This window comes from Parasulfitobacter algicola (assembly GCF_013315265.1).
GTDB lineage: Bacteria > Pseudomonadota > Alphaproteobacteria > Rhodobacterales > Rhodobacteraceae > Parasulfitobacter > Parasulfitobacter algicola.
In genome coordinates, this window is the sequence record NZ_JABUFE010000002.1 from 251058 (window position 1) to 273524 (window position 22467).

21 protein-coding genes are annotated in these 22467 nt (G+C 53.6%); 11 read left to right on the plus strand and 10 right to left on the minus strand.

Going from position 1 to position 22467, the window contains the following annotated elements:
- The first annotated feature begins 90 nt into the window (after window positions 1-90).
- The 3 genes from phaZ (at window position 91) to HRQ87_RS05030 (ending at window position 3132) form a co-directional block, all read left to right on the plus strand.
- Complete coding sequence (phaZ, locus tag HRQ87_RS05020) at window positions 91-1362, plus strand: polyhydroxyalkanoate depolymerase (protein ID WP_174135891.1); 1272 nt, start codon at window positions 91-93, stop codon at window positions 1360-1362.
- 246 nt (window positions 1363-1608) lie between these two features.
- Window positions 1609-2595: a cobaltochelatase subunit CobS gene (gene cobS / locus HRQ87_RS05025; RefSeq protein ID WP_174135894.1), complete on the plus strand. Its 987-nt coding sequence runs from the start codon at window positions 1609-1611 to the stop codon at window positions 2593-2595.
- A 162-nt stretch (window positions 2596-2757) separates the two neighbouring features.
- Window positions 2758-3132 (plus strand): hypothetical protein, encoded by a 375-nt coding sequence (locus tag HRQ87_RS05030; RefSeq protein ID WP_174135896.1) that lies wholly within the window; start codon window positions 2758-2760, stop codon window positions 3130-3132.
- Between the two features lie 5 nt (window positions 3133-3137).
- Here the strand turns inward: HRQ87_RS05030 and HRQ87_RS05035 are convergent, their stop codons facing one another.
- Window positions 3138-3830, minus strand: coding sequence for a D-lyxose/D-mannose family sugar isomerase (locus HRQ87_RS05035; protein ID WP_174135898.1), 693 nt, complete (start codon window positions 3828-3830; stop codon window positions 3138-3140).
- An 81-nt stretch (window positions 3831-3911) separates the two neighbouring features.
- On the opposite strand from HRQ87_RS05035, the gene nthA reads away from it, so the two are divergent.
- The 6 genes from nthA to HRQ87_RS05065 all read left to right on the plus strand — a co-directional run bounded on the left by nthA (window position 3912) and on the right by HRQ87_RS05065 (window position 9074).
- Complete coding sequence (nthA, locus tag HRQ87_RS05040) at window positions 3912-4520, plus strand: nitrile hydratase subunit alpha (RefSeq protein WP_174135900.1); 609 nt, start codon at window positions 3912-3914, stop codon at window positions 4518-4520.
- Window positions 4517-5176: a nitrile hydratase subunit beta gene (nthB, locus tag HRQ87_RS05045; protein ID WP_174135902.1), complete on the plus strand. Its 660-nt coding sequence runs from the start codon at window positions 4517-4519 to the stop codon at window positions 5174-5176. Before nthA ends, nthB begins: the two co-directional genes overlap by 4 nt.
- Window positions 5166-5498, plus strand: coding sequence for a nitrile hydratase accessory protein (locus HRQ87_RS05050; protein WP_174135904.1), 333 nt, complete (start codon window positions 5166-5168; stop codon window positions 5496-5498). Before nthB ends, HRQ87_RS05050 begins: the two co-directional genes overlap by 11 nt.
- Window positions 5499-5500: 2 nt before the next feature.
- On the plus strand, window positions 5501-6649 hold the full coding sequence (locus HRQ87_RS05055) for a YARHG domain-containing protein (protein WP_174135906.1): 1149 nt from the start codon (window positions 5501-5503) through the stop codon (window positions 6647-6649).
- 84 nt (window positions 6650-6733) lie between these two features.
- Entirely contained in the window at window positions 6734-8611 is a 1878-nt protein-coding gene (cobT, locus tag HRQ87_RS05060) for a cobaltochelatase subunit CobT (protein ID WP_174135908.1), read from the plus strand.
- A gap of 7 nt (window positions 8612-8618) precedes the next feature.
- Window positions 8619-9074: a GNAT family N-acetyltransferase gene (locus HRQ87_RS05065; RefSeq protein WP_174135910.1), complete on the plus strand. Its 456-nt coding sequence runs from the start codon at window positions 8619-8621 to the stop codon at window positions 9072-9074.
- 108 nt (window positions 9075-9182) lie between these two features.
- Here HRQ87_RS05065 and HRQ87_RS05070 read toward each other — a convergent pair whose 3' ends face one another.
- Window positions 9183-9557, minus strand: a complete 375-nt coding sequence (locus HRQ87_RS05070; RefSeq protein WP_174135912.1) for a hypothetical protein — start codon at window positions 9555-9557, stop codon at window positions 9183-9185.
- Window positions 9558-9865: 308 nt separating this feature from the next.
- Between HRQ87_RS05070 and HRQ87_RS05075 the strand changes: the two genes are divergently transcribed.
- On the plus strand, window positions 9866-11656 hold the full coding sequence (locus HRQ87_RS05075) for an aminopeptidase P family protein (RefSeq protein WP_174135914.1): 1791 nt from the start codon (window positions 9866-9868) through the stop codon (window positions 11654-11656).
- Between the two features lie 49 nt (window positions 11657-11705).
- Entirely contained in the window at window positions 11706-12044 is a 339-nt protein-coding gene (locus HRQ87_RS05080; RefSeq protein WP_174135916.1) for a DUF427 domain-containing protein, read from the plus strand.
- On the opposite strand, the gene HRQ87_RS05085 is transcribed toward HRQ87_RS05080, so the two are convergent.
- The 8 genes from HRQ87_RS05085 to HRQ87_RS05120 all read right to left on the minus strand — a co-directional run bounded on the left by HRQ87_RS05085 (window position 12041) and on the right by HRQ87_RS05120 (window position 22401).
- Window positions 12041-13729 carry a chloride channel protein gene (locus HRQ87_RS05085; protein ID WP_174135919.1) on the minus strand — a complete coding sequence of 563 codons (1689 nt, stop codon included), beginning with the start codon at window positions 13727-13729 and terminating at the stop codon, window positions 12041-12043. The genes HRQ87_RS05080 and HRQ87_RS05085 overlap by 4 nt on opposite strands.
- 120 nt (window positions 13730-13849) lie before the next feature.
- Window positions 13850-15499: a DNA repair protein RecN gene (recN, locus tag HRQ87_RS05090; protein WP_174135921.1), complete on the minus strand. Its 1650-nt coding sequence runs from the start codon at window positions 15497-15499 to the stop codon at window positions 13850-13852.
- A 25-nt stretch (window positions 15500-15524) separates the two neighbouring features.
- Window positions 15525-16361 carry an outer membrane protein assembly factor BamD gene (locus HRQ87_RS05095; protein WP_174135923.1) on the minus strand — a complete coding sequence of 279 codons (837 nt, stop codon included), beginning with the start codon at window positions 16359-16361 and terminating at the stop codon, window positions 15525-15527.
- Between the two features lie 129 nt (window positions 16362-16490).
- On the minus strand, window positions 16491-17411 hold the full coding sequence (gene lpxC / locus HRQ87_RS05100) for a UDP-3-O-acyl-N-acetylglucosamine deacetylase (RefSeq protein ID WP_174135925.1): 921 nt from the start codon (window positions 17409-17411) through the stop codon (window positions 16491-16493).
- Between the two features lie 211 nt (window positions 17412-17622).
- Window positions 17623-19137, minus strand: a complete 1515-nt coding sequence (gene ftsZ, locus HRQ87_RS05105) for a cell division protein FtsZ (RefSeq protein WP_174135927.1) — start codon at window positions 19135-19137, stop codon at window positions 17623-17625.
- A gap of 173 nt (window positions 19138-19310) precedes the next feature.
- A complete protein-coding gene (gene ftsA, locus HRQ87_RS05110) occupies window positions 19311-20645 on the minus strand; it encodes a cell division protein FtsA (protein WP_174135929.1) in 1335 nt (444 codons plus the stop codon).
- On the minus strand, window positions 20642-21535 hold the full coding sequence (locus HRQ87_RS05115) for a cell division protein FtsQ/DivIB (protein WP_174135931.1): 894 nt from the start codon (window positions 21533-21535) through the stop codon (window positions 20642-20644). The genes ftsA and HRQ87_RS05115 overlap by 4 nt, the downstream gene beginning before the upstream one ends.
- The gene (locus tag HRQ87_RS05120) at window positions 21523-22401 is read right to left on the minus strand and encodes a D-alanine--D-alanine ligase (protein WP_174135933.1); all 879 of its coding nucleotides are present in this window, start codon (window positions 22399-22401) and stop codon (window positions 21523-21525) included. Before HRQ87_RS05120 ends, HRQ87_RS05115 begins: the two co-directional genes overlap by 13 nt.
- Window positions 22402-22467: the final 66 nt, after the last annotated feature.

Below are 22467 nucleotides of genomic sequence, written 5' to 3' on the forward strand. Positions count from 1 at the left end.
CTAATGATCTTACTCAGATTATCGTCGCTGTCACGGGGGAGAAACACGCGATGACCTCGCCGTCACCCGGCGAAAACCAAGGAGACGCCCGTGAAATATATGCTTTCATATGACTTTATGGAAACCATGCGCAACACCAACCAATGGCTTGGTGCGACAGCAAAAGCGATGACGTCCTATCCCATGACCAGTGCGATTCCAAATCCTGCGCTGGATTGGATGCGTGGTTGGGGCGAAGTCACAGAACGTGCTTTTTCCCGCATGGTTACGAAGCCCGACTGGGGCATCAGTTCACTGCCGTGTGCAGACGGGCGTGATCATCTGGTCGAGATTGAAACAATGATCGAACGCCCCTTTGGCGATTTGGTTCACTTCAATGTTCAGGGCCGTCCTGAAAAAGATCGCAAGGTCTTGCTGGTTGCACCGATGTCCGGCCACTATGCAACGCTGCTGCGATCAACCGTGACCAGTCTGCTGCCCGATTGTGAATTATACATCACCGATTGGCACAATGCGCGCGACATTCCCGTGTCTGAAGGCAAATTCGATATCGAAGATTACACACTATATCTGGTCGACTTCATGAAAGAACTGGGGCCCGATATACATGTGATTGCGGTTTGTCAGCCCGTTCCACTGGCTTTGGCAGCAACCGCCTATCTTGCCGAAGATGACCCCAAAGCGCAGCCCAAAACACTGACGCTGATTGGCGGTCCTGTGGACCCCGACGCAAACCCGACCGAGGTGACCGATTTCGGTAACCGCGTCACGATGTTCCAACTGCATGAAGCCATGATCCAAAGGGTTGGCTTTAAATATCCCGGCGTGGGGCGCAAGGTCTATCCTGGGTTATTGCAGCTGTCGTCGTTCATTTCGATGAACTCGGAAAACCATATGAATGCGTTTTCTGATCAGATTATGCGTGCCTCAAAAAGGGAAACCGGTGATCATGACCGTCATAATCGCTTTTATGACGAATATCTGGCTGTGATGGACATGACAGCAGAATTTTATCTATCTACGGTCGAGCGTATTTTCAAAGAACGTGAAATCGCAAAGAATGAGTTCACGATCAACGGACGCCTTGTGGATATCTCCAAGATCACAACAGTGGCCGTGAAAACAGTCGAAGGTGCCAATGACGATATTTCAGCGCCCGGCCAATGTGTCGCTGCCCTTGATCTGCTGACCAGCCTGCCCGATGAGAAAAAGGCAAGCCATGTGGAACCCGGTGCAGGGCATTATGGCATCTTCGCCGGCAAAAGCTGGCGGAACAATATTCGGCCGTTGGTTCTGGATTTCATCGACGCCAACAGCGGTAGCAAAAAGCGTAAAGCTGCTAACAAAAACGCAGCGGCCTGACTGGGCCGCTTATCAACCCCTGACGGGCTTTCTTCGCGCGACGATCACTGCAATTCCTTTGTGACAAAAGCAAAAGCTGATCTTGATACCCTCAAGATCAGCTTAGCCGTACCCGTGAGCGGCGAATATAATTTAGCCATACAACTTATACTATAGCACAAACTGTCGTATTGTCGCGCCTCTTCCTCTTGCACCGCCGATTGATATGTTGCACCACGGCAGTTGGGCAAAAGCAGGAAAATCACGATGGCGGACGGAATGATGGATATTGACGCAAAACCAACCGAAGAAATCTCTGTCCGCGATGTATTTGGCATCGACACAGATATGAAGGTCAAAGGCTTTGCTGACAAAACCGACCGTGTTCCTGAATTTGATCCAACCTACAAATTCGATCCCGATACAACACTGGCGATCCTTGCGGGCTTTAGCCACAATCGTCGCGTGATGATCCAAGGGTATCATGGCACGGGCAAATCGACCCATATCGAACAGGTCGCCGCCCGGCTGAACTGGCCCTGCGTGCGCGTGAACCTTGACAGCCACATCAGCCGGATTGATCTGATCGGCAAAGATGCGATCAAGCTGAAAGACGGCAAACAGGTCACCGAATTTCAAGAAGGTATCCTGCCCTGGGCGCTGCGCAACCCAACTGCAATCGTGTTCGATGAATACGACGCAGGCCGCGCCGATGTGATGTTCGTGATCCAGCGCGTGCTTGAGGTCGACGGCAAATTGACCTTGCTGGATCAGAACAAGGTGATCACCCCACACCCCTATTTCCGCATCTTCGCGACCGCCAATACCGTGGGTCTGGGCGACACGACCGGCCTTTATCACGGCACCCAGCAAATCAACCAGGGCCAGATGGACCGGTGGAGCCTGGTGGCCACGCTGAATTATCTGTCCCACGATGCCGAGGCGGCGATCGTTCTGGCCAAAAACCCGCATTACAACACCGAAAAAGGCCGCAAAACTGTGGGCCAGATGGTCACCGTGGCTGACCTGACCCGGACGGCGTTCATGAACGGAGATCTGTCGACGGTGATGAGCCCCCGGACCGTCATCGCCTGGGCGCAAAATGCCGAAATTTTCCGCGACGTGGGCTACGGCTTTCGACTGACCTTCCTGAACAAATGCGATGAACTGGAACGCCAGACTGTTGCTGAATTCTATCAGCGGTGTTTTGATGAAGAACTGCCTGAAAGCGCCGCAAGCATGAGTTTGGGGTGACACTTGCGTTGCGCGCAATTGGGGCTTTGCCTCAAACCCAGAGTACTTGGCCCTAGAAAAAGATCATATTCTGTCCGCTACCAAGTCAGGCTTGCCAAAAAACAACTTTTAGATGTATTATGTCGTTGATGAATCCGTAATTGCATATATTGGATGATCAAAATGCGTTGGATTATAGCCTTGACTGCATTTGCACTGGTCGCTTGCGATCTGCCGGAACCATCTGAAACGATGATATCAGACAGATCCAATACATCTGCCAGTTACCGTGCAGGTTTCGATGACGGATGCCATTCTGGACGACAAGCTGCCGGTGATCTGTTCGAACAATTTCGCAAAGACCAGACACGCTTCAATTCTGACCGCGACTACGCCCAGGGCTGGTCCGACGCTTTTCGTCAGTGCGAAACCCAATCCGAGGCACAAATGCGTCAGATGCGATCTGCTGCAACCATCAATGCCATCAAGTCCCGTGAACCCGACAAATTTGATCGCGTCCTGCGGAATATCGACTACTCAGGCCTAGAAGGCTTGTAATAACTTTACCTTCTTTCATTATTATCAAAATCCGCGCTTGGGTAATCCGACACCAGCAAATACAGGGGGGCTTCGTCTTCATCAATATCAGAAAACCGCCCTATATCATCACGAAACCAGTTATCCGTGCGATCATCGTTCACGGTTGACACCTCGCCGATCAGCACATCGCCGCCCTCGCCCCAAAACGCGTGCCAATCGCCAGGCATCAGCGTTACACTTTCGCCAGGTTGCAGGACAATCACCTCGCCCGGCTCAAAATCGCGCAATTGACCATCGCACAGCAGCTGACCGCCCGCATGCGCATCAAAACTGCCATCGTCAGCGGACCCGAATAGCTCAATCGCCAGACATGCGCCGCCGCGGTTGATAATATCTTCGGCTTTCACATAATGTCGGTGCATCGGGCTGATCTGATTATGCCGCGAAATCATAATCTTTTCAGCATAACACATGCCCCCGCCACGGGTCAGATCAGCCTGTCGACCGTTGCGCGTAGTGAATAAAAACAGACCCAGATCGTCAAACTGCCCCTGACCGTAATCTGTAATATCCCAGCCCAGACCGGCTGTCATAACACCGTCGGCAGCACGCACCTGATCGGGCGTCCAATATGCAAAGGGCGGCAGCACATAGCCAAAAGACCGGATAAAGACATCGGCCTCGGTCATAATGCGATTGATCTCAGAACGTTTCATGCCGCGACATTAACCAGCTTTCTGGACAGCCGCCATCTTCATTCCTATGCTCACCCAACAAAATCCGCAAAGGCATTCGCAATGCACGACCACCCCCATGATCACGACAACAACCTGGATCCGATGACCGCTCGGGTCCGCGCTCTGGAAACGATCCTGACGGACAAAGGGCTGGTCGATCCAAAGGCCATTGATGCAATCGTCGACACCTATGAAACCAAGATCGGCCCACGCAACGGCGCAAAGGTTATCGCCAAAGCCTGGACCAATCCCGACTATGCGGACTGGCTGGCAAAAGACGCAACCGCTGCCATTGCCGATCTGGGCTTTACCGGTCGTCAGGGTGAACATATGCAGGCGGTCTTTAACACGCCCGATCAACATAATGTCGTCGTTTGCACGCTGTGTTCATGCTATCCTTGGTCGGTTCTGGGCCTACCGCCGGTGTGGTATAAATCACCGCCCTACCGATCCCGCGTTGTGTTGGAACCACGCGCTGTGCTGGCCGAGTTCGGCCTGACACTGCCTGAAACAACAAAAATCCGCGTCTGGGATTCCACGGCCGAAGTCCGATATCTGGTCATCCCCATGCGCCCCGAAGGGACTGAAAATATGGACGAAAGCGCGCTGGTTGATCTTGTTACCCGCGATGCAATGATTGGCACGGGCCTGCCACAGGTCGCGTCATGAATGGCCCACACGATCTGGGCGGTCGCGCGGGCTTTGGTTCCATAGCCCCCGAAGCAGATGAACCCATTTTTCATGCAGAATGGGAAAAACGCGCCCTTGGGCTGACCCTGTGCTGCGGCGCATTGGGATATTGGGGGATTGACGAAAGCCGCCATGCCCGCGAAAGCCTGCACCCCCACGATTATTATGGCTCAAGCTATTACGAGATTTGGGTCAAAGGACTGGAACGCTTGCTGATCCGGCACGGTGAAGTTCATCCAGACGAACTGTCAAAGGGGCACATGAATACCCCAGGTCATGCCACCGCAAAGCGTCTTGATCCACAAGATGTTCCTGCTGTTCTGGCACGTGGCGGCCCCGCAGATCGTCCTGCCACGACAAAGCCCGCCTTTCAGATCGGTACAAAAGTCAGAACGCAAAAAACGCTGCCTGCGGGTCACAGCCGCCTGCCCAATTATGCCCGCGACAAGCAGGGTACCATCATCGCGCTGCCCGGCCATCATGTTTTCCCTGATACCAACGCCAAGGGCGTGGGCGAAGCACCACAATGGCTTTACACGGTTGAATTCGATGCCCGTGACCTGTGGGGGGATGCGGCTGAACCTGGGACATCTGTCACAATCGACGCATGGGAAAGTTATCTTGATGCAACCTGATCCACGTCCCTTTGACGAACCCTGGCAGGCGCAAGCCTTTGGTTTGGTTGTTCATTTGCACGAAAGGGGCCTGTTCAGCTGGACTGAATGGGCTGGCACCCTGTCCAATGTCATTGCTGCCGAACAGTCCGACACGCCCACAAATGCTGAATACTATCGCTGTTGGCTGACCGCGTTGGAACAGATATTGGCCCAGAAAAAGATCGCCACACCCGATCTGATCGATATCACCACCCAAGCCTGGCATCGCGCAGCCCACGCCACACCGCACGGGCAACCGATTATGCTGGAAAGTGATCCAAAACGTATCGAAGTTAAATAACAATGGCTTATGTAGAAAATACATACCACGTCATTATAGCACTTGTCGTTGTCACATTGCTGATGATGATCCCTGCCAAAGCCAATGATGGCGCCTATTATACGTCTGGCAATCAGCTGATCCCAATGGTGGAAACTGATATCCGGATCACGCATGAACGGCTGACATTGATCCGGAATGGCGGCCGAATGAATGTCACTGTCGATTACATTTTTGACAACCCCGGCCCCACAAAAACGCTGGTCGTCGGGTTCGAAGCCATGCCGCCCCAAGGCGATGTCAATACAACCCCGATCAGCGGCCGGCACCCTTATATGCATGACTTCACGGTTCAGATGAACGACCGCGATTTGCCTTATCAGGTCACGATCACCAGCAAAGACCCTTATTATGAAAAAGGCCAGATCATTACAGAAACCATCCTGCCAGATGAATTTAACCGGCTTTATGTCTATCATTTCGACGCGGTTTTTCAGCCCGGAACCAACAGAATTCTTCACACATACAGCTTTGATCTGTCCGGGTCAGTCGTCACAAAGCATGACTTCGAATACGTCCTGACTGCCGCAAACAGATGGGGCGCGAATGGTATTGAGAATTTCGAACTCAGCATCGACATGGGCGAGATGATTGAATTCAACATTCGCAACAGCTTTTTCAAAGATGCGCAAGATTGGCAGATATCGGGTATTGGCACAGCTTATCCATCCCCCGACTATTACGATGATTATGACTCATATAATCCCAATCTCGACACGCCCCCTGACTATACAACATTCGCGATGCGGGATGGTAAAATCACTATGGAACAAACGAATTTCAAACCTGCGGGGGAACTGTATCTTTGGGTGCCAAGCATCGCACGCTTTTCGAATTATTCTAATTTCAACGATGCGCGTTTTGATGCCAGCAAAGATCAGTTGCCCTTTAACCTACTATACATGATCCCCACAAACGGGGTTGATGATGCTTCAAACAAGGTGCTGCGCAATTATCTGTTTGCGCGCCGTGGCTATGTCTTTGCGAATGCCAACCTGCAAAACTATTTCAGTAAATTGCCGTGGTACATTCCAGATCCGATTTATGTCCCGGACCTGTCCGCGTTAAGTGCCACCGAACAAGCCTGGTACAAACGGTTAACAGATCAATAATCACCACCGCCGCAGGACATTTTGTACAAAAATATTTGTACAAAACCCATGTACAAATTATACAAACTCGCCGAAAAAGAACGTATGAGCCAATCTGACAATCCCGCCGATCCGTTTAAAAAAGCCTTGGCTGAGGCGACAAAAGTCATGGCCGACGATCCCGAACTGTCGGTCAGCTATACCGTCGACCCACCGGGGCAAACGGCCGACACGATCAGGCTGCCCCAGGTCAGTCGCCGCATGACCCGTGATGAGGTTCTGTTGGCACGCGGTACTGCCGATGCCTTGGCGCTGCGGCACAAGTTTCATGACACCGGAACCCACGCCCGTTACGCCCCACAAGGGCAGATGGCGCGGGATCTGTATGAAGCTATGGAAACGGCCCGCATCGAAGCCGTTGGTGCGCAGCATATGCCCGGCACAGCAGGAAATATAGACGCCAAAATCGGGTCCGAGGCTATGCGGCGCGGCTATGACCAGATCAAACAACCTGCCGAGGCACCACTGGCCACTGCTGCGGGCTATCTGATCCGTCACCTTGCCACGGGTCGCGATTTGCCCAAAGGGGCCGATAACGTGATGGAGCTTTGGCGCGGTTTTATCGAAGACCGCGCAGGCGGCACATTAGAAGATCTTGAGATAACCCTTTCTGATCAAAAGAGTTTTTCTAAATTTGCCCGTCAGATTATCAGCGATTTGGGCTATGGTGATCAATTGGGTGATGATCCTGATCAGCTGGACGAAGATCAGGAAGATCAGGCCGAAGAAGGCGCTGATCAGGAACAGGAACCCGACAGCACGGGCCAGGACGACCAAGATCAGGAAGACGATACAGAAGCTTCGCCAGAGCAGTCTCAGGAACAACAGCAGGATGCAGCGCAGGCCAGTGTGACACTGGATGACATGGCCGATGCAGAAATGGGGGACGAGGCTGATATGCCCGAGGGCGAGGCCCCGCTTGAGCCTCCCGCCCCGCAGCCCGTGTCCGACGCTGATCCGAATTACCAGGTTTTCAACACGGAAAACGATGAAGAAATCGCCGCCGAAGATCTGGCCGAACCCGCCGAACTGGAACGCCTGCGCGCCTATCTGGACCAGCAGTTGGACCCTCTGAAAGGCGCCGTCAGCCGCTTGGCGAATAAACTGCAGCGTCGCCTGCAGGCGCAACAAAGCCGCAGTTGGGAATTCGATCTTGAGGAAGGCATTCTGGACGCAGGCCGGCTGGCCCGTGTGGTCGCCAACCCCACGACACCACTTAGCTTCAAGGTCGAAAAAGATACCGAGTTCCGAGATACTTGCGTGACGCTGTTGCTGGATAACTCGGGGTCCATGCGCGGGCGTCCAATCAGCATCGCAGCCATCTGCGCCGATGTTCTGGCCCGCACGCTGGAACGCTGTCAGGTCAAGGTCGAAATTCTGGGCTTTACCACCCGCGCGTGGAAGGGCGGGATGTGCCGCGAACAATGGCTGGCCGACGGGCGTCCGCAACAGCCCGGCCGCCTGAATGACCTGCGCCACATCGTCTATAAATCCGCCGATGCCCCCTGGCGGCGATCCCGCGACAATCTGGGCCTGATGATGAAAGAGGGTCTGCTGAAAGAAAACATCGACGGCGAGGCGCTGGAATGGGCGCATCGCCGGATGGAGCGCCGTGTCGAGGCCCGCAAAATCCTGATGGTGATCAGCGACGGCGCGCCGGTCGACGACTCAACCCTGTCTGTTAACCCCGCGAATTATCTGGAAAAACACCTGCGTGACGTGATTGCCATGGTTGAAAAGCGGAAAGCCGTCGAACTGATCGCCATCGGCATCGGCCACGACGTCACCCGCTATTACGACCGCGCCGTGACGATCACCGACGTCGAACAACTGGCCGGCGCCATGACCGAACAACTCGCCAGCCTATTCGACAGCGATCCCAGGGCGCGGGCGCGGGTCATGGGGCTGAAGAAGGCGGGGTGACGTCAGGGTGCATATTCGCCAGGCCATTCGTACAGACCTAGAAAACCTGCTGGACCTCTATCGCCACCTTATGCCAGAGGACCGGCGCCCCTCAAAAACACGGGCCGAGACGGTTTTTGATGCCTTTCTGAAGTACGACGGCAGTTGCATTGTTCTGGGTGAGATTGACGATCAACTTGTCGCATCCTGCACTCTGGTCGTCGTACCAAATCTGACACGCGGTGGCACACCGTATGGTTTGATTGAAAATGCTGTCACCCATACGGATTTCAGACGGCGCGGTTTGGGTAAGATGATCCTTGATGCGGCAACCGAGCATGCGTGGCAAAATAACTGCTATAAGATTATGCTGCTGACGGGATCAAACCGCTCTGATGCTATCAATTTCTATCATCAGGCAGGCTTCGACCAGACAAAAACCGGATTTCAAAAACGGCGCATTCCACCAAGGTCAGGTTTGTGATCGGAAGAGTAAATCAGACTCAAACTCTTACTCCACCGGCTATTGCAGCGACGAGTGATCGATTTATAGTCTTGCTGGTTCAACATCTTAAGAACAGACGCACAGAAATTAGTACTCTTTCTCGTCAATGAGGATTATCTGAATATCCCGCGGCTCGGGTGCGGTTACCGGAATGCCGTATCTTTTCAAAGCCTTCTTTGCGCTATCCCGTACCTCATGCCAAAACTCAGAGTCGCGTAGTGCCTCAATTGTCCAGAACTCCTCAATACCCGATTTACGCAGAAGCAACTGGTCGAGTACTGAAATCTCGGGGTGTTTGTCCAAGACGTCATTATGCAGTTCTCTGAGCGCCAATTCGTAATCCGATGCCAGGTCATCTGCGGTATTCCAGAAGCCGCCGTAAAGCCGCAACTGTGTTTCGGCGTCTTGCGCCAAGGCGCGTAGTGACCAGTCAAAATCCTTTGAGAAAACATATTCAGTCATAGGTGTTCTTTTTCCATTTCCACTATGACCAATTAATCAGAGTGATGACGAATGATGAAATAAAAACCTTGATGTTTGTATATGGCTTTTTTTCGGCTGCAAACCACCCGGTCGGCACCACCGGGCAGCGACCGACCCGCCCCCGTCACGCCAAAGGCGTGCTTTCAGCACGACGGCGGGCGCTTTCAGCACCCATCATCGGGCCGGTCGCTACCCTCTGGTCAAAATAACATGAATCGAAACCTGCCCCCCTCGACATCCCCTGCGCCAGCGGGCACAACATCTGAAACCGCAAACGGGGACCGCGCATGTTTCAAACCTTTGATCCCACGACGACACCGGAACAGGGGCCTCCGCGTTTGGCGAAACTGCGGGGCGCGATGGCTGATCAGGGGCTTGATGGCTATATTATCCCCCGTGCGGATGTGCATCAGGGCGAAAATGTCGCCCCGCGGGATGAACGCCTGGCGTGGCTGACGGGGTTCACGGGCTCGGCCGGGTTCTGCATTGCCCTGAATGATATCGCGGGCGTTTTCATTGACGGGCGCTATCGGTTGCAGGTGCGCGATCAGGTGGCCGATGTCTTTACCCCCGTCAACTGGCCCGAGACGAAACCGGGCGACTGGCTGAAGGACCAATTGACCAGCGGCATCATCGGCTTTGACAGTTGGCTGCATACCCAACATGAGATTGAGCAGATTGAGAAAGCGCTGGCGGGCACCGATATCACCCTGCGCCCCGATCCGGCGAACCTGATTGACCACATATGGGATGATCAGCCCCCTGCCCCCGATGGTAAAACCATCATCTATCCCGCTGATTTAGCGGGCAAAACGCATGACGAGAAACGCAGTGAGGTCGCGCAAACACTAAAAGACGCGGGCCAGAATTGTGCCATCCTGACCCTGCCCGACAGCATCGCCTGGCTGCTGAATATCCGTGGCAGTGACATTGATCGGATGCCGGTCGTGCAGGCTTTTGCCATTCTGCGCGCCGATGAGACCGTGGACCTGTTCAGCAACAACTCCAGCTTGGGCGACCTGACGGATCACCTTGGCGGCGACGTGCGGCTGCACCCGATCACTGATTTCACCGATCACCTGAACCAACTGACCGGCACCATTCGTGTTGATCCGAAATCGGCCCCGCTTGAAGTCACGCGGCAGGTGACGAAGGCTCAGATTGCCTATGACGAAGACCCCTGCATCCTGCCCAAGGCCTGCAAAACTGACGCCGAGATTACAGCCACCCGCGAGGCGCATCTGCGTGACGGGGCCGCGGTGGTTGAGTTTCTGGCCTGGCTGGACCGGCAAGACCCCGAAACCCTGACCGAGATCGACGTGGTCAAAACGCTGGAAGGGTACCGCCGCGCCACGAACGCCCTGCGCGATATCAGTTTTGAAACGATCAGCGGCACCGGCCCCAACGGTGCGATTGTGCATTACCGCGTGACAACCCAAACCAATCGGCAGATCCGCGACGGTGATCTGTTGCTGGTCGACAGCGGCGGGCAATATATCGACGGCACCACCGATATCACCCGCACCATCGCCATGGGTGACCCCGATGAAGAGCCACGCAGATGCTTCACCCGCGTGCTGCAGGGGATGATCACGCTGAGCCGCGTGCGGTTCCCCAAGGGGCTGGCGGGCCGCGATCTGGACGCGCTGGCGCGCTTTCCACTGTGGACCGCGGGCTTGGACTTTGACCACGGCACGGGCCACGGCGTTGGCGTTTATCTGGGCGTGCACGAAGGCCCGCAACGGATCAGTCGCGCGTCCGAGGTGCCGCTGAAACCCGGTATGATCCTGTCGAATGAACCGGGCTATTATCGCGATGGGGCCTTTGGCATTCGCATAGAAAATTTGATCGTTGTGCAACCCGCGCCCGAATTGCCCGGCGCGGATGACCGTCAGATGTTGTCTTTCGAAACGCTGACCTATGTTCCTATTGATCGCAATCTGATTGTCACAGACATGCTGGACGTCAATCAACGTCAGTGGATCAATGACTATCATACGGATTGCCTTGCTAAGCTGGGGGACCGGCTTTCAACTGACGCGAAAGCATGGTTAACAGAAGCGACGCGCCCCCTTTGACATCTGTTTGTCATACGGCGCATTCAGAATTAATTTCTGGGGGAACGATATGTCTGATTATATTACGATTCAGAAAGCGGATGGCAAATGGGTGGTTCGCGCTGGTGGTGCCGTATTGGGCGAAACGGCTGATGCACTTGAACTAACCGAAGGCGGCCACAAGACAATCTACGTGCCGCGCAAGGACATGGCGATGGCATTTCTTGAACCGACGGATACAACGTCCCATTGCCCGCACAAGGGCGATGCCAGCTATTTTTCGATTGTCACAAAAAGCAACACGATCAAAGACGCCGTCTGGAGTTATGAAGCCCCCAAAGATGACGTGGCCCAGATCAAAGATCATTTGGCCTTTTATACCAACAAAGTCACGGTCGAACAACTTTAGGAATGTTCTTCCGCGGCTGTCGCGGCAAGGGCACGGTTATAGGCTTTTAAAGCATCCACTTGAAACAAGGCCCCCATCAATTCGGGCGGTTCACCTTCGCCTTTTAGTGTGACGACCGGAATAAAAGCGATATTCGCTCTATCAAACAAAGGCATAGCTTGCTCTAGGGTTGCATTTCCGTCGATGTATGTGCCCTGTTCAACCAGCGCCCAACAGTCGTCTTCCGATGCCGCCTTATCATCTGTGAATGACCGCATGATGTTTGAAACTCGAAACATGGCCAGTAAATAAGCCTGTGGTCCCGCAGCCAGATGGATATTTCGACGTTCAAGCTGTGTCAGGAAAAAAGATCGATCCACCAGCCGGGACGATAGTGCTGTGGACAAAGACACCGCAACCATCACCGCCAGACCCGTTTGCCAGTCCCCGGTCAATTCAAACACAATCAATGTGGTCGAAATCGGCGCCCCCAAAACTGCAGCCGCCACAGCACCCATGCCAGCCAGGGCATAAATCGTGGGCGATCCGCTGACGGTTGGGAAAAGTCCCGTTGCAATTAAACCAAAGGTCAATCCGGTTAACGCACCGATCATCAAAGACGGCGAAAACACCCCGCCCCCCATACGACCCCCGATGGTGATCGCAACCGCAACGACCTTTAGAATGGCAAAGACAAGCGCCTCGTGCCAGATCAATTCTCCAGTCAGTGCAGCCGATGTCGTTTCATATCCAACGCCGATAATATGTGGAAAAAAGATCGCCAAGGCCCCCAACCCCATACCCGCAATCGCCGGGCGCAAATATCTTGGGATAGAGTATTTATTCTGAACATAATCGCCAATGTCATCTGCCCAGAAAATCGCCCGCATCAGCACAACAGCAACCACGCCGCAGATCAACCCAAGGATCAAGAATGCAGGTAATTCGACATAGAACGCCAGCGCACCACCTGTTGCCAGCGTGAACTCAGTCACGTCACCGAACGCCAAACGATTGATCACAGTTCCTGCAACTGATGCAATAACAATTGGTGCAAACGCATGAACCGCGAAGTGGCGCAAAACAACTTCAAGCGCGAACAAAGCCCCGGCAATTGGTGCGTTAAACGATGCGCTGACAGCCGCCGCCACAGCACAGCCCAGCAAATCGCGACCAGTGATTCCATCCGCACGGATAACATTCGATACCCAGCTTGATATGACAGCGGCCAAGTGAACCACTGGCCCTTCCCGCCCGCTGGAACCGCCAGATGACAGCGTGATCAGAGATGCAAAAGCGGATGCCAAGCCTGCCCGCTTTTCGACCCGTCCATCTTTTAACGCAGCCCCTTCGATGACATCAGCGACCGATCTGGCCCGCGCATCGGGGGTAAACCAATGCAGGATAAAACCGACGACTAAGCCGCCAATTACCGGGATGATAAAAATCAGATACCAAGGCAGCGTTTCGGCAAAACTATGGATTGTGCGGATATCAGGCACGCCATAAAGCCAGCTTTGCAAGGTCGTGATCCCTTTGCGAAACAGCAGCGCTGCAAACCCGGCGGCGATCCCGATCAAAAGGGCAATAAACCAGAACTGTATCTGGCTGGGGCCGCGATGTTTCATCACGCTCCAACCGTTGCGACACACAACGTAAAGATCGTCCAGCTGTTGCCCGATCAGTGTCTTGTCTTGCTTGGCCATCTGGGGCGTCCGGTGCGGGCCATAAAGCTCAGCCAATCTGACACCCGCGCTGTCAGGACTGTTTTCATGTTCACAATGTCTTAGGCGAAAGTGCGGGCCCGTCCAACCCCCGTGCCAAGACTAACCCGCCAACAGTGCCCGCGCTGCACCGCGTGCCTGATCCGTGATTGTATCGCCAGACAACATGCGTGCAATTTCATCAACACGTTCATCCGCATTCAACGGCACCACGGTCGATGTTGTCATATTTTCCTGAACACGCTTTTCTACACGCCAATGATGGTGCCCAAGGGCGGCCACCTGCGGTGAATGGGTGACGACCAACACTTGTCCAGTCTTGGCAATTTCACCCAAACGACGCCCAACGGCATCAGCGGTTGCACCGCCCACACCGCGATCAATTTCATCAAAAATCAGGGTTAAACCGTCAGTGTCACTGGTCAGACAGACCTTCAACGCCAAAAGAAAGCGGCTTAGTTCGCCCCCAGATGCGATCTTATCCAATGGCCCCGCAGGCGCGCCGGGGTTGGTGGCGACGGTGAATGCAACATGATCATGCCCATCCAACGACGGTGGCGCTGGCTCGATCTGTGTTTCAAATACAGCGCGTTCCATTTTTAACGGGGCCAATTCGGCCGCCATAGCCTTGTCCAATCCGGCAGCGGCTAATTTACGTTTTTTGCTCAACATATTGGCGGCTTGATCAAAGGCATCTTGTGCCGCCTGAACCGCTTGTTGCAGCGCTTTCAAGTCATCTGCGCCGCCATCCAATGCCGCCAGTTTATCACGCATTTCTTGGGCAAATTCGCCAAGATCATCTGGCTGAACATTGTGTTTCCGTGCCAGACCGCGAATGGCGAACAGACGTTCTTCGGCGTCTTCCAGTTCGTGCGGATTAAATGACAACGTATCCAAAAACGATTCAACACCGTGTTGCGCTTCACTCAACTCAAGTGCTGCGCGTTCCAGTGCGGCCAAGGGCTGTTCCAACGCACCCTCGGCTTGATCGACAACATCTTCCAACCACCGGGATGCATCCTGCATCGCACCGTCAGCGCCATCATTTCCAAGGGCTTTGAGGGCTTTGGACACATCTTCGCGAATGCGCTCTGCCCCTTGCATCAAACGGCGACGGGTATCCAATGTTTGTTCTTCGCCAGGCTGCGGATCCAAGGCATCCAGTTCCTGCATCGCATGGCGCAGAAAATCTTCTTCGGCCCTGACTTCATTCAGCTTGGCTTCTGCGGCTGTCACATGGGCTTTGGCGTCAGACAACGCGCGCCACGCAATTTTACATGTCTCTAGCTCAGGTCCTGCGTTGGCATAATCATCCAATAACGCGCGGTGACCACGGGCATTCAGCAGACCACGGTCATCATGTTGGCCATGCAGTTCAACCAATGTGTCAGATAAGGCGCGCAATATCTCACCACTGGTGCGGCGGTCGTTCACATAAGCTGTCTTGCGGCCATCCTTTGTATTGACCCGGCGCAGCAGCAGTTCGTCACTGGGATCAAATCCGGCATCTTGCAAAACGGCTTGCGCAGGATGATCCGCCGTTAGATCAAACCAGGCGGTAACTTCCCCCTGATCAGCACCGGCGCGCACCAGTTCTGCACGTCCCCGCCAGCCAAGTACAAAGCCCAAGGCATCCAGCAAAATCGATTTACCCGCTCCAGTTTCGCCGGTTAAAACATTAAGGCCCGGCTGGAACTCAAGTTCCAACCGGTCGATTATCAGCATATTCCGGATATCCAATCCCCGAAGCATGGCTGACCTTACTTACAAAAACGGATCAGAGCCATCGCCCCTGAACCACCTGACGATAAACCTGCCGCAGCCAGCTGTCGCCTGCCGCCTCTAGTTCAAGCCCGCGCCCGGTCAACAGCTTATAGCTGTCATCATACCAATCTGTGGATCGATAGTTGTATCCCAGAATGGCGCCTGCTGTCTGTGCCTCGTTCGTCAGACCAAGAGACAGATAGCTTTCGACAAGCCTGTGCAGTGCCTCGGGTGTGTGTGTCGTAGTTTGAAATTCCTCAACCACGACGCGGAACCGATTGATTGCAGCGCCATAATGACCGCGTTTCAGGTAGTAACGCCCGATCTCCATCTCTTTTCCAGCAAGATGATTAAAGGCCAGATCAAATTTCAGAATTGATGATCGCGCATATTCGCTTTCGGGATAACGTTCGATGACAGTGCGCAAAGATTGCAACGCCTGAAAGGTCAGCCCTTGGTCGCGCCCTACATCGTCGATCTGATCATAATAGCTAAGCGCCAGAAGATATTGCGCATAGGCAGCATCTTCGTCTGCTGGATAAAAATCGATATAACGTTGCGCTGTTGCCCGGCTGTTTTCGTAATCCCGGTCGCGATGATAGGCGAAGGCCTGCATGATCAATGCGCGCTTGGCCCAATCAGAATAAGGATAAAGCCGTTCAACTTCACCAAACAGTCGTGCAGCTTCATCTGCATTACCATCTTCAAGTTCGAATTCAGCCTTGTTGTAAATTTCTTCGGCGGTGAAACTTTCCAGTGGCTGTTCACGACCGCCACCACCAGCCCCGCAGGACGCCAAAAGTGCGATGGCCAGAATCGCCACACAGCCCTTTAGTCGAAGCCCCTTCATTATGTATAACCTCTTGAATAGACCGTGCACCCGGTAAAAAGGCGCCAATATCGAAATGGGTCTAGCATAGAAAAATCTGGGGCAAAACGGCTAAGCGCGGATTTTCACGCATCCGCTATCAGTTTTCAGTTATGCGATCAGCGGAAGATCTTCTTGGTGAAGATCAAAGCCCGGCAAACGCGCAATATCTGCAGTACCACATGTGATCACGCGAAACGCTGTGGTATCCGAGAAAAGCGCACGAAGTAGACGGTTTGTCATGGCGTGACCCGCACGCAGGCCCGTGTAACGCCCCATAATGGGATGGCCAGCCAAGGACAAATCCCCAAGCGCATCCAGCATTTTATGACGCACCGCTTCATCACGATGGCGGAAACCGCCCGGGCTTAGGATATCATCACCATCCACAACAACAGCATTTTCCAAAGTGCCGCCCAAGGCCAGACCTTGTGCATGCATTGCGTCCACATCGGATTGACGGCAAAATGTACGGCTGTCACACAATTCACGAACGAATGTGCCATTGGACATATCAAGTGATTTATGTTGCTGGCCAATCGCCTGATCCACAAAATCAATCGCAAAATCGATGTGCAGTGAATGTGCGGGTTCAAAGCGGGCAGTTGATGCACCGTCATGAACTTCGACAGTTTTCAAAACCTCGACCATACGCACGGGGCTGGACAATGTTTTTATACCACGGTTCAGAAACGCTTTGACAAACTTTGCTGAGCTACCATCAAGGATCGGCACTTCAGGACCGTCGATTTCAATCAGGGCATTATGAATACCACAACCCGCCAAGGCAGCCATGATGTGTTCAATTGTTGAAACACTGACGCCTGCGTTATTTACAATCTTGGTGCACAAAGGTGAGATTTCAACAAAATCCCAGCGCGCGGGGATCATCGTATCGCCAATCTCAATATCCGTTCTGCGGAACCATATACCATATTCGGCAGACGCAGGGTGAACTGTGACACGTACAGTCGCGCCGGAATGCAGGCCAACGCCGGAAAAGCTCACGGGTGATTTTAGCGTTGTTTGCACAGAGACCATCCTTTGGGCATCTAAACGATCAGTTAATATTTGCTGAAGGATAGGTAATTCGCCATGCGCATAAGGACAATTCACTCTTTGCAACGGTCTGAAACACTGCGACCGAAAATATGCTTATTCTGAAATATAAGAATGTAACGCTTTGATATAATAGAAAAAGCCGCCCATAATTTGAGCGGCTTTTGTTACATTTTAATGTGTATTAATTCGCTTGTCGGCGCAGGAATGCAGGAATTTCGATGCGATCCTGGTCTGAATGACCATCCTGTTCGTCATCATAGCCTTGATGAACAGGGGGTTGTTGACGAAGCGGCTGTGGCTGATTGCGCTCCGTTCCAGCTTCATGTGCACCAGTCATACGCCCGATCAATGAATTGATACCAAAGCGTGGTTTTTCATCTGATGGCGGTGCCGTTGGCGACATCGCTTCGCGAGGCGGCGCCTTTTGAACAGCGGCCTGCAAGCGCTGCATCGCCTGTGGCGAAGGTGTACCGGGTGCGGCCGCAACATATGGCTCTTCTTGTTGTTCCTGCGTAACTTCGGGCTGAGGCTCGAACGTTGCAGCCTCCGGTTGATATGCGGGTGGTGGCAGATCGTCCGTAGCGACTGTTTCAGGCTCTGGTTCAAACTCTGGAAACAATGTGGGTTCTTGTGCAACGGCCTCTTGCACCTCAGGCTCAGCCTGAGCAGTTTCCACCGGCCTTAGAGGCTCGGCCAAACTGCGGCGGGGTACTGGAACTTCACCAACTTCAGCGGCATCAATACCGGTTGCAACAACGCTGACCCGCATTTTGCCTTCCATTTCGGTATCCAAAGTCGACCCAACGATGATATTCGCATCGGCATCCACTTCTTCGCGGATCCGGTTAGCGGCTTCGTCCAGTTCAAACAATGTCAGATCATAGCCACCTGTGATGTTGATCAGCACGCCATTTGCACCGCGCAGGCTGATTTCATCCAGCAGCGGATTGGCGATGGCTTTTTCGGCAGCCTGAATGGCGCGATCTTCGCCTTCAGCTTCGCCTGTGCCCATCATCGCTTTGCCCATTTCGTCCATGACAGCACGGACATCGGCAAAATCAAGGTTGATCAAACCGGGACGAACCATAAGGTCCGTTACACCCTTAACACCTTGATAAAGCACATCATCTGCCATGCTAAACGCTTCGGTAAAGGTCGTCTTTTCATTGGCAAGACGGAACAGGTTCTGATTTGGAATAATGATCAGCGTGTCGACCATTTTCTGCAAGGCTTCGACGCCTTCTTCCGCCTGACGCATGCGCTTCCCGCCCTCAAACTGGAAGGGCTTGGTCACAACACCGACCGTCAGAACACCCAATTCGCGAGCAGCCTGCGCGATAATCGGGGCTGCACCTGTGCCTGTACCACCGCCCATACCGGCCGTGATGAAACACATATGCGCACCAGCAAGCTGATCAACGATCTGCTCAATGCTTTCTTCAGCAGCGGCGGCACCAACAGACGGGCGCGCGCCGGCGCCCAAACCTTCGGTGACTTTGACGCCAAGCTGCACCTTGACCGGAGCTGTAGATTGCTGAAGGGCCTGTGCATCGGTGTTTGCGATCACAAACTCGACACCATCAAGCTGTTTTTCAATCATATTATCGACGGCATTGCCGCCTGCGCCGCCTACACCAAATACGGTGATACGGGGTTTCAATTCTTCATGCCCGGGCACTGAGAGATTCAATGTCATCGTAAATCCGCCTGCTTTTACTGCGCCCATTTTTTGGGCTTTTTTGCCTACTCTGCACTTAACCTACTGGGTTAGCTTACAAAGGTCACGAAAAAAACGCAAAAAACACACAAAATATAGCAGTTTTTCAGCGTCTTTCCGCTTGGTATCCATATTAGGGGCAGATTTTGCGCTTACCAGTTGTCTTTGAACCATTTCAAAGCGCGTTTTAGGGACCGACCGGAATATTTATCCATCGGAATATCGAAATCCCACCATTCGTCTTGGGGATGCGCTGCAAACAGACTAAGACCAACCGATCCTGCAAATGCAGGTCCCGTTGCGGCTTGTGGCAAACCTTGTACACGCAACGGACGGCCAAGGCGCACCTGCTGGCCAAGGATTTTACTGGCCAATCCATCAAGGCCAGGAATTTGACTGGCCCCACCGGTCAGAACAATCTGCTGGCTTGGCAAATGATCAAATCCAGCGGCATCCAGACGGCTGCGAACTTCTTCCAGAATTTCTTCGACACGCGGGCGCATAATGCCGATCAATTCCGCCCGGCTGACACGGCGACGATCATGTTCCCAATCGCCTGTATCGCCACCGATATCAATCATCTCGCGATCATCCATGCCGGTCGCTACGACACCACCATAAAATGTCTTGATGCGTTCAGCCACGGCCATCGGCACCTGCAAACCCATCGAGATATCGCTGGTCACGCTATCACCGCCAAGTCGAACGCTGTCGGTATAAATCATGTGCTTTTTAATAAAAATGGACACACCCGTGGCGCCACCACCCATATCGATGCAAGCGGACCCAAGTTCTTGTTCGTCTTCAACCAGTGAAGAAACACCTGCCACATAAGCCGATGACGCAAGACCTGCCAATTCAAGATCGCAACGTTTCAGACAGTATAACAGATCCTGAATGACATTTGCATCCACCGTGACCATGTGCATATCGGTGGCCAGCTGATTGCCCATCTGACCGCGGGGATCCGCCAGACCTGTACGGTGGTCCAAGGCAAAATTCACCGGCTGCGCATGCAGAATTTCACGACCATCCCCATAATCTGGCACATCACAGGCCGCGAGAACGCGGGCAATATCATGTTCAGTCACAGTGTTTTCATGCAACTCAACCACACCGTCCAAACCATAAGACCGGGGCCGTGCACCAGACAAACAGGCGATCACATGATCAACACGCTGATTGGCCATCTTTTGGGCTGCCTGCACTGCCGTGCGAATGGCGCGCTCGGTTTCGCCCATAGTAGCGATTTCACCAAATTTCACCCCCCGGGACCGGGTTGTTGCAGCACCGATCACACGAAACGAACTTTGCCCCGCCATTGACCCGATACCTTCTTGTTCGCGAAATCGCTCAGGACCGTCAAAGCGTAAAATGAGGCAGGCAATCTTGGATGTACCAATATCCAAAATCGCTATAACACCTCGCTGCATGGCAGCTTTACGCATATTTCGCATGGCGCGCTGCATTCCATAAAGATCGGTCATTCCTGCGTCACTCCAATTTCAGATACTCGAATACGTCTCAACCCATCAGCGGCATCGTGTTGAAGGCGAATGGTCGGGCGATAGCCAAGGCGCATATCAACAACAGACAAATCCCGCGCCAGCATGTCTTGCGCGTCGTCCAGAGTTATAATCCTTGCCATGGCAAGAATAGGGTCATCAGCGGGCAATAAAATGCGCTGATTGCGATCAAGCACGATATCCCAACGACGTTCGCCAATCCGGACCAGGCCTTTGACACGGTCCATGATGGGGGCAGCGGCTTGTAACAGATCAAGCGCCTCTGGGATGTGATCCTGCGCGCCTTCGCCAGCAACCAAGGGCAAATCGGCGCGATCCATCCGCGTTTCAACAGGACCAACCAAAACGCCCGCAGCGTCCAAAAGCACAGTGCCTTGGTTGTTGCGCCAAACGATGGCGGGGATGCGTTCCATCACCAAAATCTGCAAAACACCGCCCGATTGGATACGTAATTGTGCAGATTTCACAGCATCCAGTGTTTCAACTTGCGCTTTCATCGCCTCAAGATCCAGATCAAACGAACTGACGGGGAAGTCTTGCGACAGCACTTCGCGTATATCAGCAGCAACTGGCACCGTAGCCCCATCAATCGCCATAAGTTTAACCATGAATTCATCACGCGTCTCGATTGCGGCGCGGAATTCGCGCGCGATATTATTCATGCGTTCCCGATTTTCGGCATCTGATACATAAAGCCCGATCAACATAATCACAGTGAAAGATGGCAGACCAACCCGCAACAAAGCGCGAAACAACGGCGTCAGCCACAGGCGATGTATCCGGTATGCTGCGCGCGATGGGGCTGGATCACGTTTGATCCGATCTGGTCGTTGGGCATTCATCTGTTGCATGATGCGTCCTCGACCATCCAGCGGCACAGGGCACCAAACTCGACCCCAGATTTTTCCGCCTGTTCGGGCGTCAGAGATGTGGGGGTCATACCAGGTTGCGTGTTCGTCTCAAGCAGAACCAAACCGTCCAGCCCACGCGTTTCATCCCACCGGAAATCAGTGCGGCTAACACCACGACACCCCAGCACCTGATGGGCGCGCAGGGCATAATCCAGACACGCGTCAAAGATATCGCCCGGAATGTCGGCAGGGACCACATGGCGCGAACCGCCTTCAACATATTTGGCGTCATAGTCGTACCAACCATCCGTCAGAATATCCGTGACCGTCAATGCACGATCGCCCATTACGGTCGTCGTCAATTCCCGACCTGGTACAAAGGCTTCGACCATCACATGAGCCGGCATTGTGTCAGCCAGTTTTGGGGGGCCATTGGCGCCTTCTTGCACAAGATATACACCAACACTGGACCCTTCGGCATTGGGTTTTACAACGTAAGGCGGCGCCATGACATGGCCGCCCTCGGCCTCGGCCCGTGTGACGATGGTACTGTCCACAACAGGCAACAAGACCGAGCGATAAAGATCTTTGCTGCGTTGCTTGTCCATCGCCAAGGCCGAGGCAAGAACACCTGAATGCGTATAGGGGATCTGCATCCATTCAAGGATGCCTTGCACACAGCCGTCTTCCCCCCAACGACCGTGCAATGCGTTAAATGCTACATCGGGCTGAATATCGGCAAGTCGCACGAAAAGATCGCGGTCGGCATCCACCGTTACCACGTCAAATCCTTCTGCCCGCAAAGCAGCCGCACATTCACGACCTGACGATAGCGATACCTCGCGCTCAGCCGAGGGTCCGCCCATCAGAACAACTACTTTGAGGGGATGTCTGCCCGACTGTCCCACTCTCTGCCTCAAATTTCCGGCACA

Coding starts and splice junctions, on each gene's coding strand:
- cobS (WP_174135894.1), top strand. CDS start 1,609: ATGGCGGACGGAATGATGGATATTGACGCAAAACCAACCGAAGAAATC.
- HRQ87_RS05030 (WP_174135896.1), top strand. CDS start 2,758: ATGCGTTGGATTATAGCCTTGACTGCATTTGCACTGGTCGCTTGCGAT.
- HRQ87_RS05035 (WP_174135898.1), bottom strand. CDS start 3,830: ATGAAACGTTCTGAGATCAATCGCATTATGACCGAGGCCGATGTCTTT.
- nthA (WP_174135900.1), top strand. CDS start 3,912: ATGCACGACCACCCCCATGATCACGACAACAACCTGGATCCGATGACC.
- nthB (WP_174135902.1), top strand. CDS start 4,517: ATGAATGGCCCACACGATCTGGGCGGTCGCGCGGGCTTTGGTTCCATA.
- HRQ87_RS05050 (WP_174135904.1), top strand. CDS start 5,166: ATGCAACCTGATCCACGTCCCTTTGACGAACCCTGGCAGGCGCAAGCC.
- HRQ87_RS05055 (WP_174135906.1), top strand. CDS start 5,501: ATGGCTTATGTAGAAAATACATACCACGTCATTATAGCACTTGTCGTT.
- cobT (WP_174135908.1), top strand. CDS start 6,734: ATGAGCCAATCTGACAATCCCGCCGATCCGTTTAAAAAAGCCTTGGCT.
- HRQ87_RS05070 (WP_174135912.1), bottom strand. CDS start 9,557: ATGACTGAATATGTTTTCTCAAAGGATTTTGACTGGTCACTACGCGCC.
- HRQ87_RS05075 (WP_174135914.1), top strand. CDS start 9,866: ATGTTTCAAACCTTTGATCCCACGACGACACCGGAACAGGGGCCTCCG.
- HRQ87_RS05080 (WP_174135916.1), top strand. CDS start 11,706: ATGTCTGATTATATTACGATTCAGAAAGCGGATGGCAAATGGGTGGTT.
- HRQ87_RS05085 (WP_174135919.1), bottom strand. CDS start 13,729: ATGGCCAAGCAAGACAAGACACTGATCGGGCAACAGCTGGACGATCTT.
- recN (WP_174135921.1), bottom strand. CDS start 15,499: ATGCTTCGGGGATTGGATATCCGGAATATGCTGATAATCGACCGGTTG.
- HRQ87_RS05095 (WP_174135923.1), bottom strand. CDS start 16,361: ATGAAGGGGCTTCGACTAAAGGGCTGTGTGGCGATTCTGGCCATCGCA.
- ftsZ (WP_174135927.1), bottom strand. CDS start 19,137: ATGACATTGAATCTCTCAGTGCCCGGGCATGAAGAATTGAAACCCCGT.
- ftsA (WP_174135929.1), bottom strand. CDS start 20,645: ATGACCGATCTTTATGGAATGCAGCGCGCCATGCGAAATATGCGTAAA.
- HRQ87_RS05115 (WP_174135931.1), bottom strand. CDS start 21,535: ATGCAACAGATGAATGCCCAACGACCAGATCGGATCAAACGTGATCCA.
- HRQ87_RS05120 (WP_174135933.1), bottom strand. CDS start 22,401: ATGGGCGGACCCTCGGCTGAGCGCGAGGTATCGCTATCGTCAGGTCGT.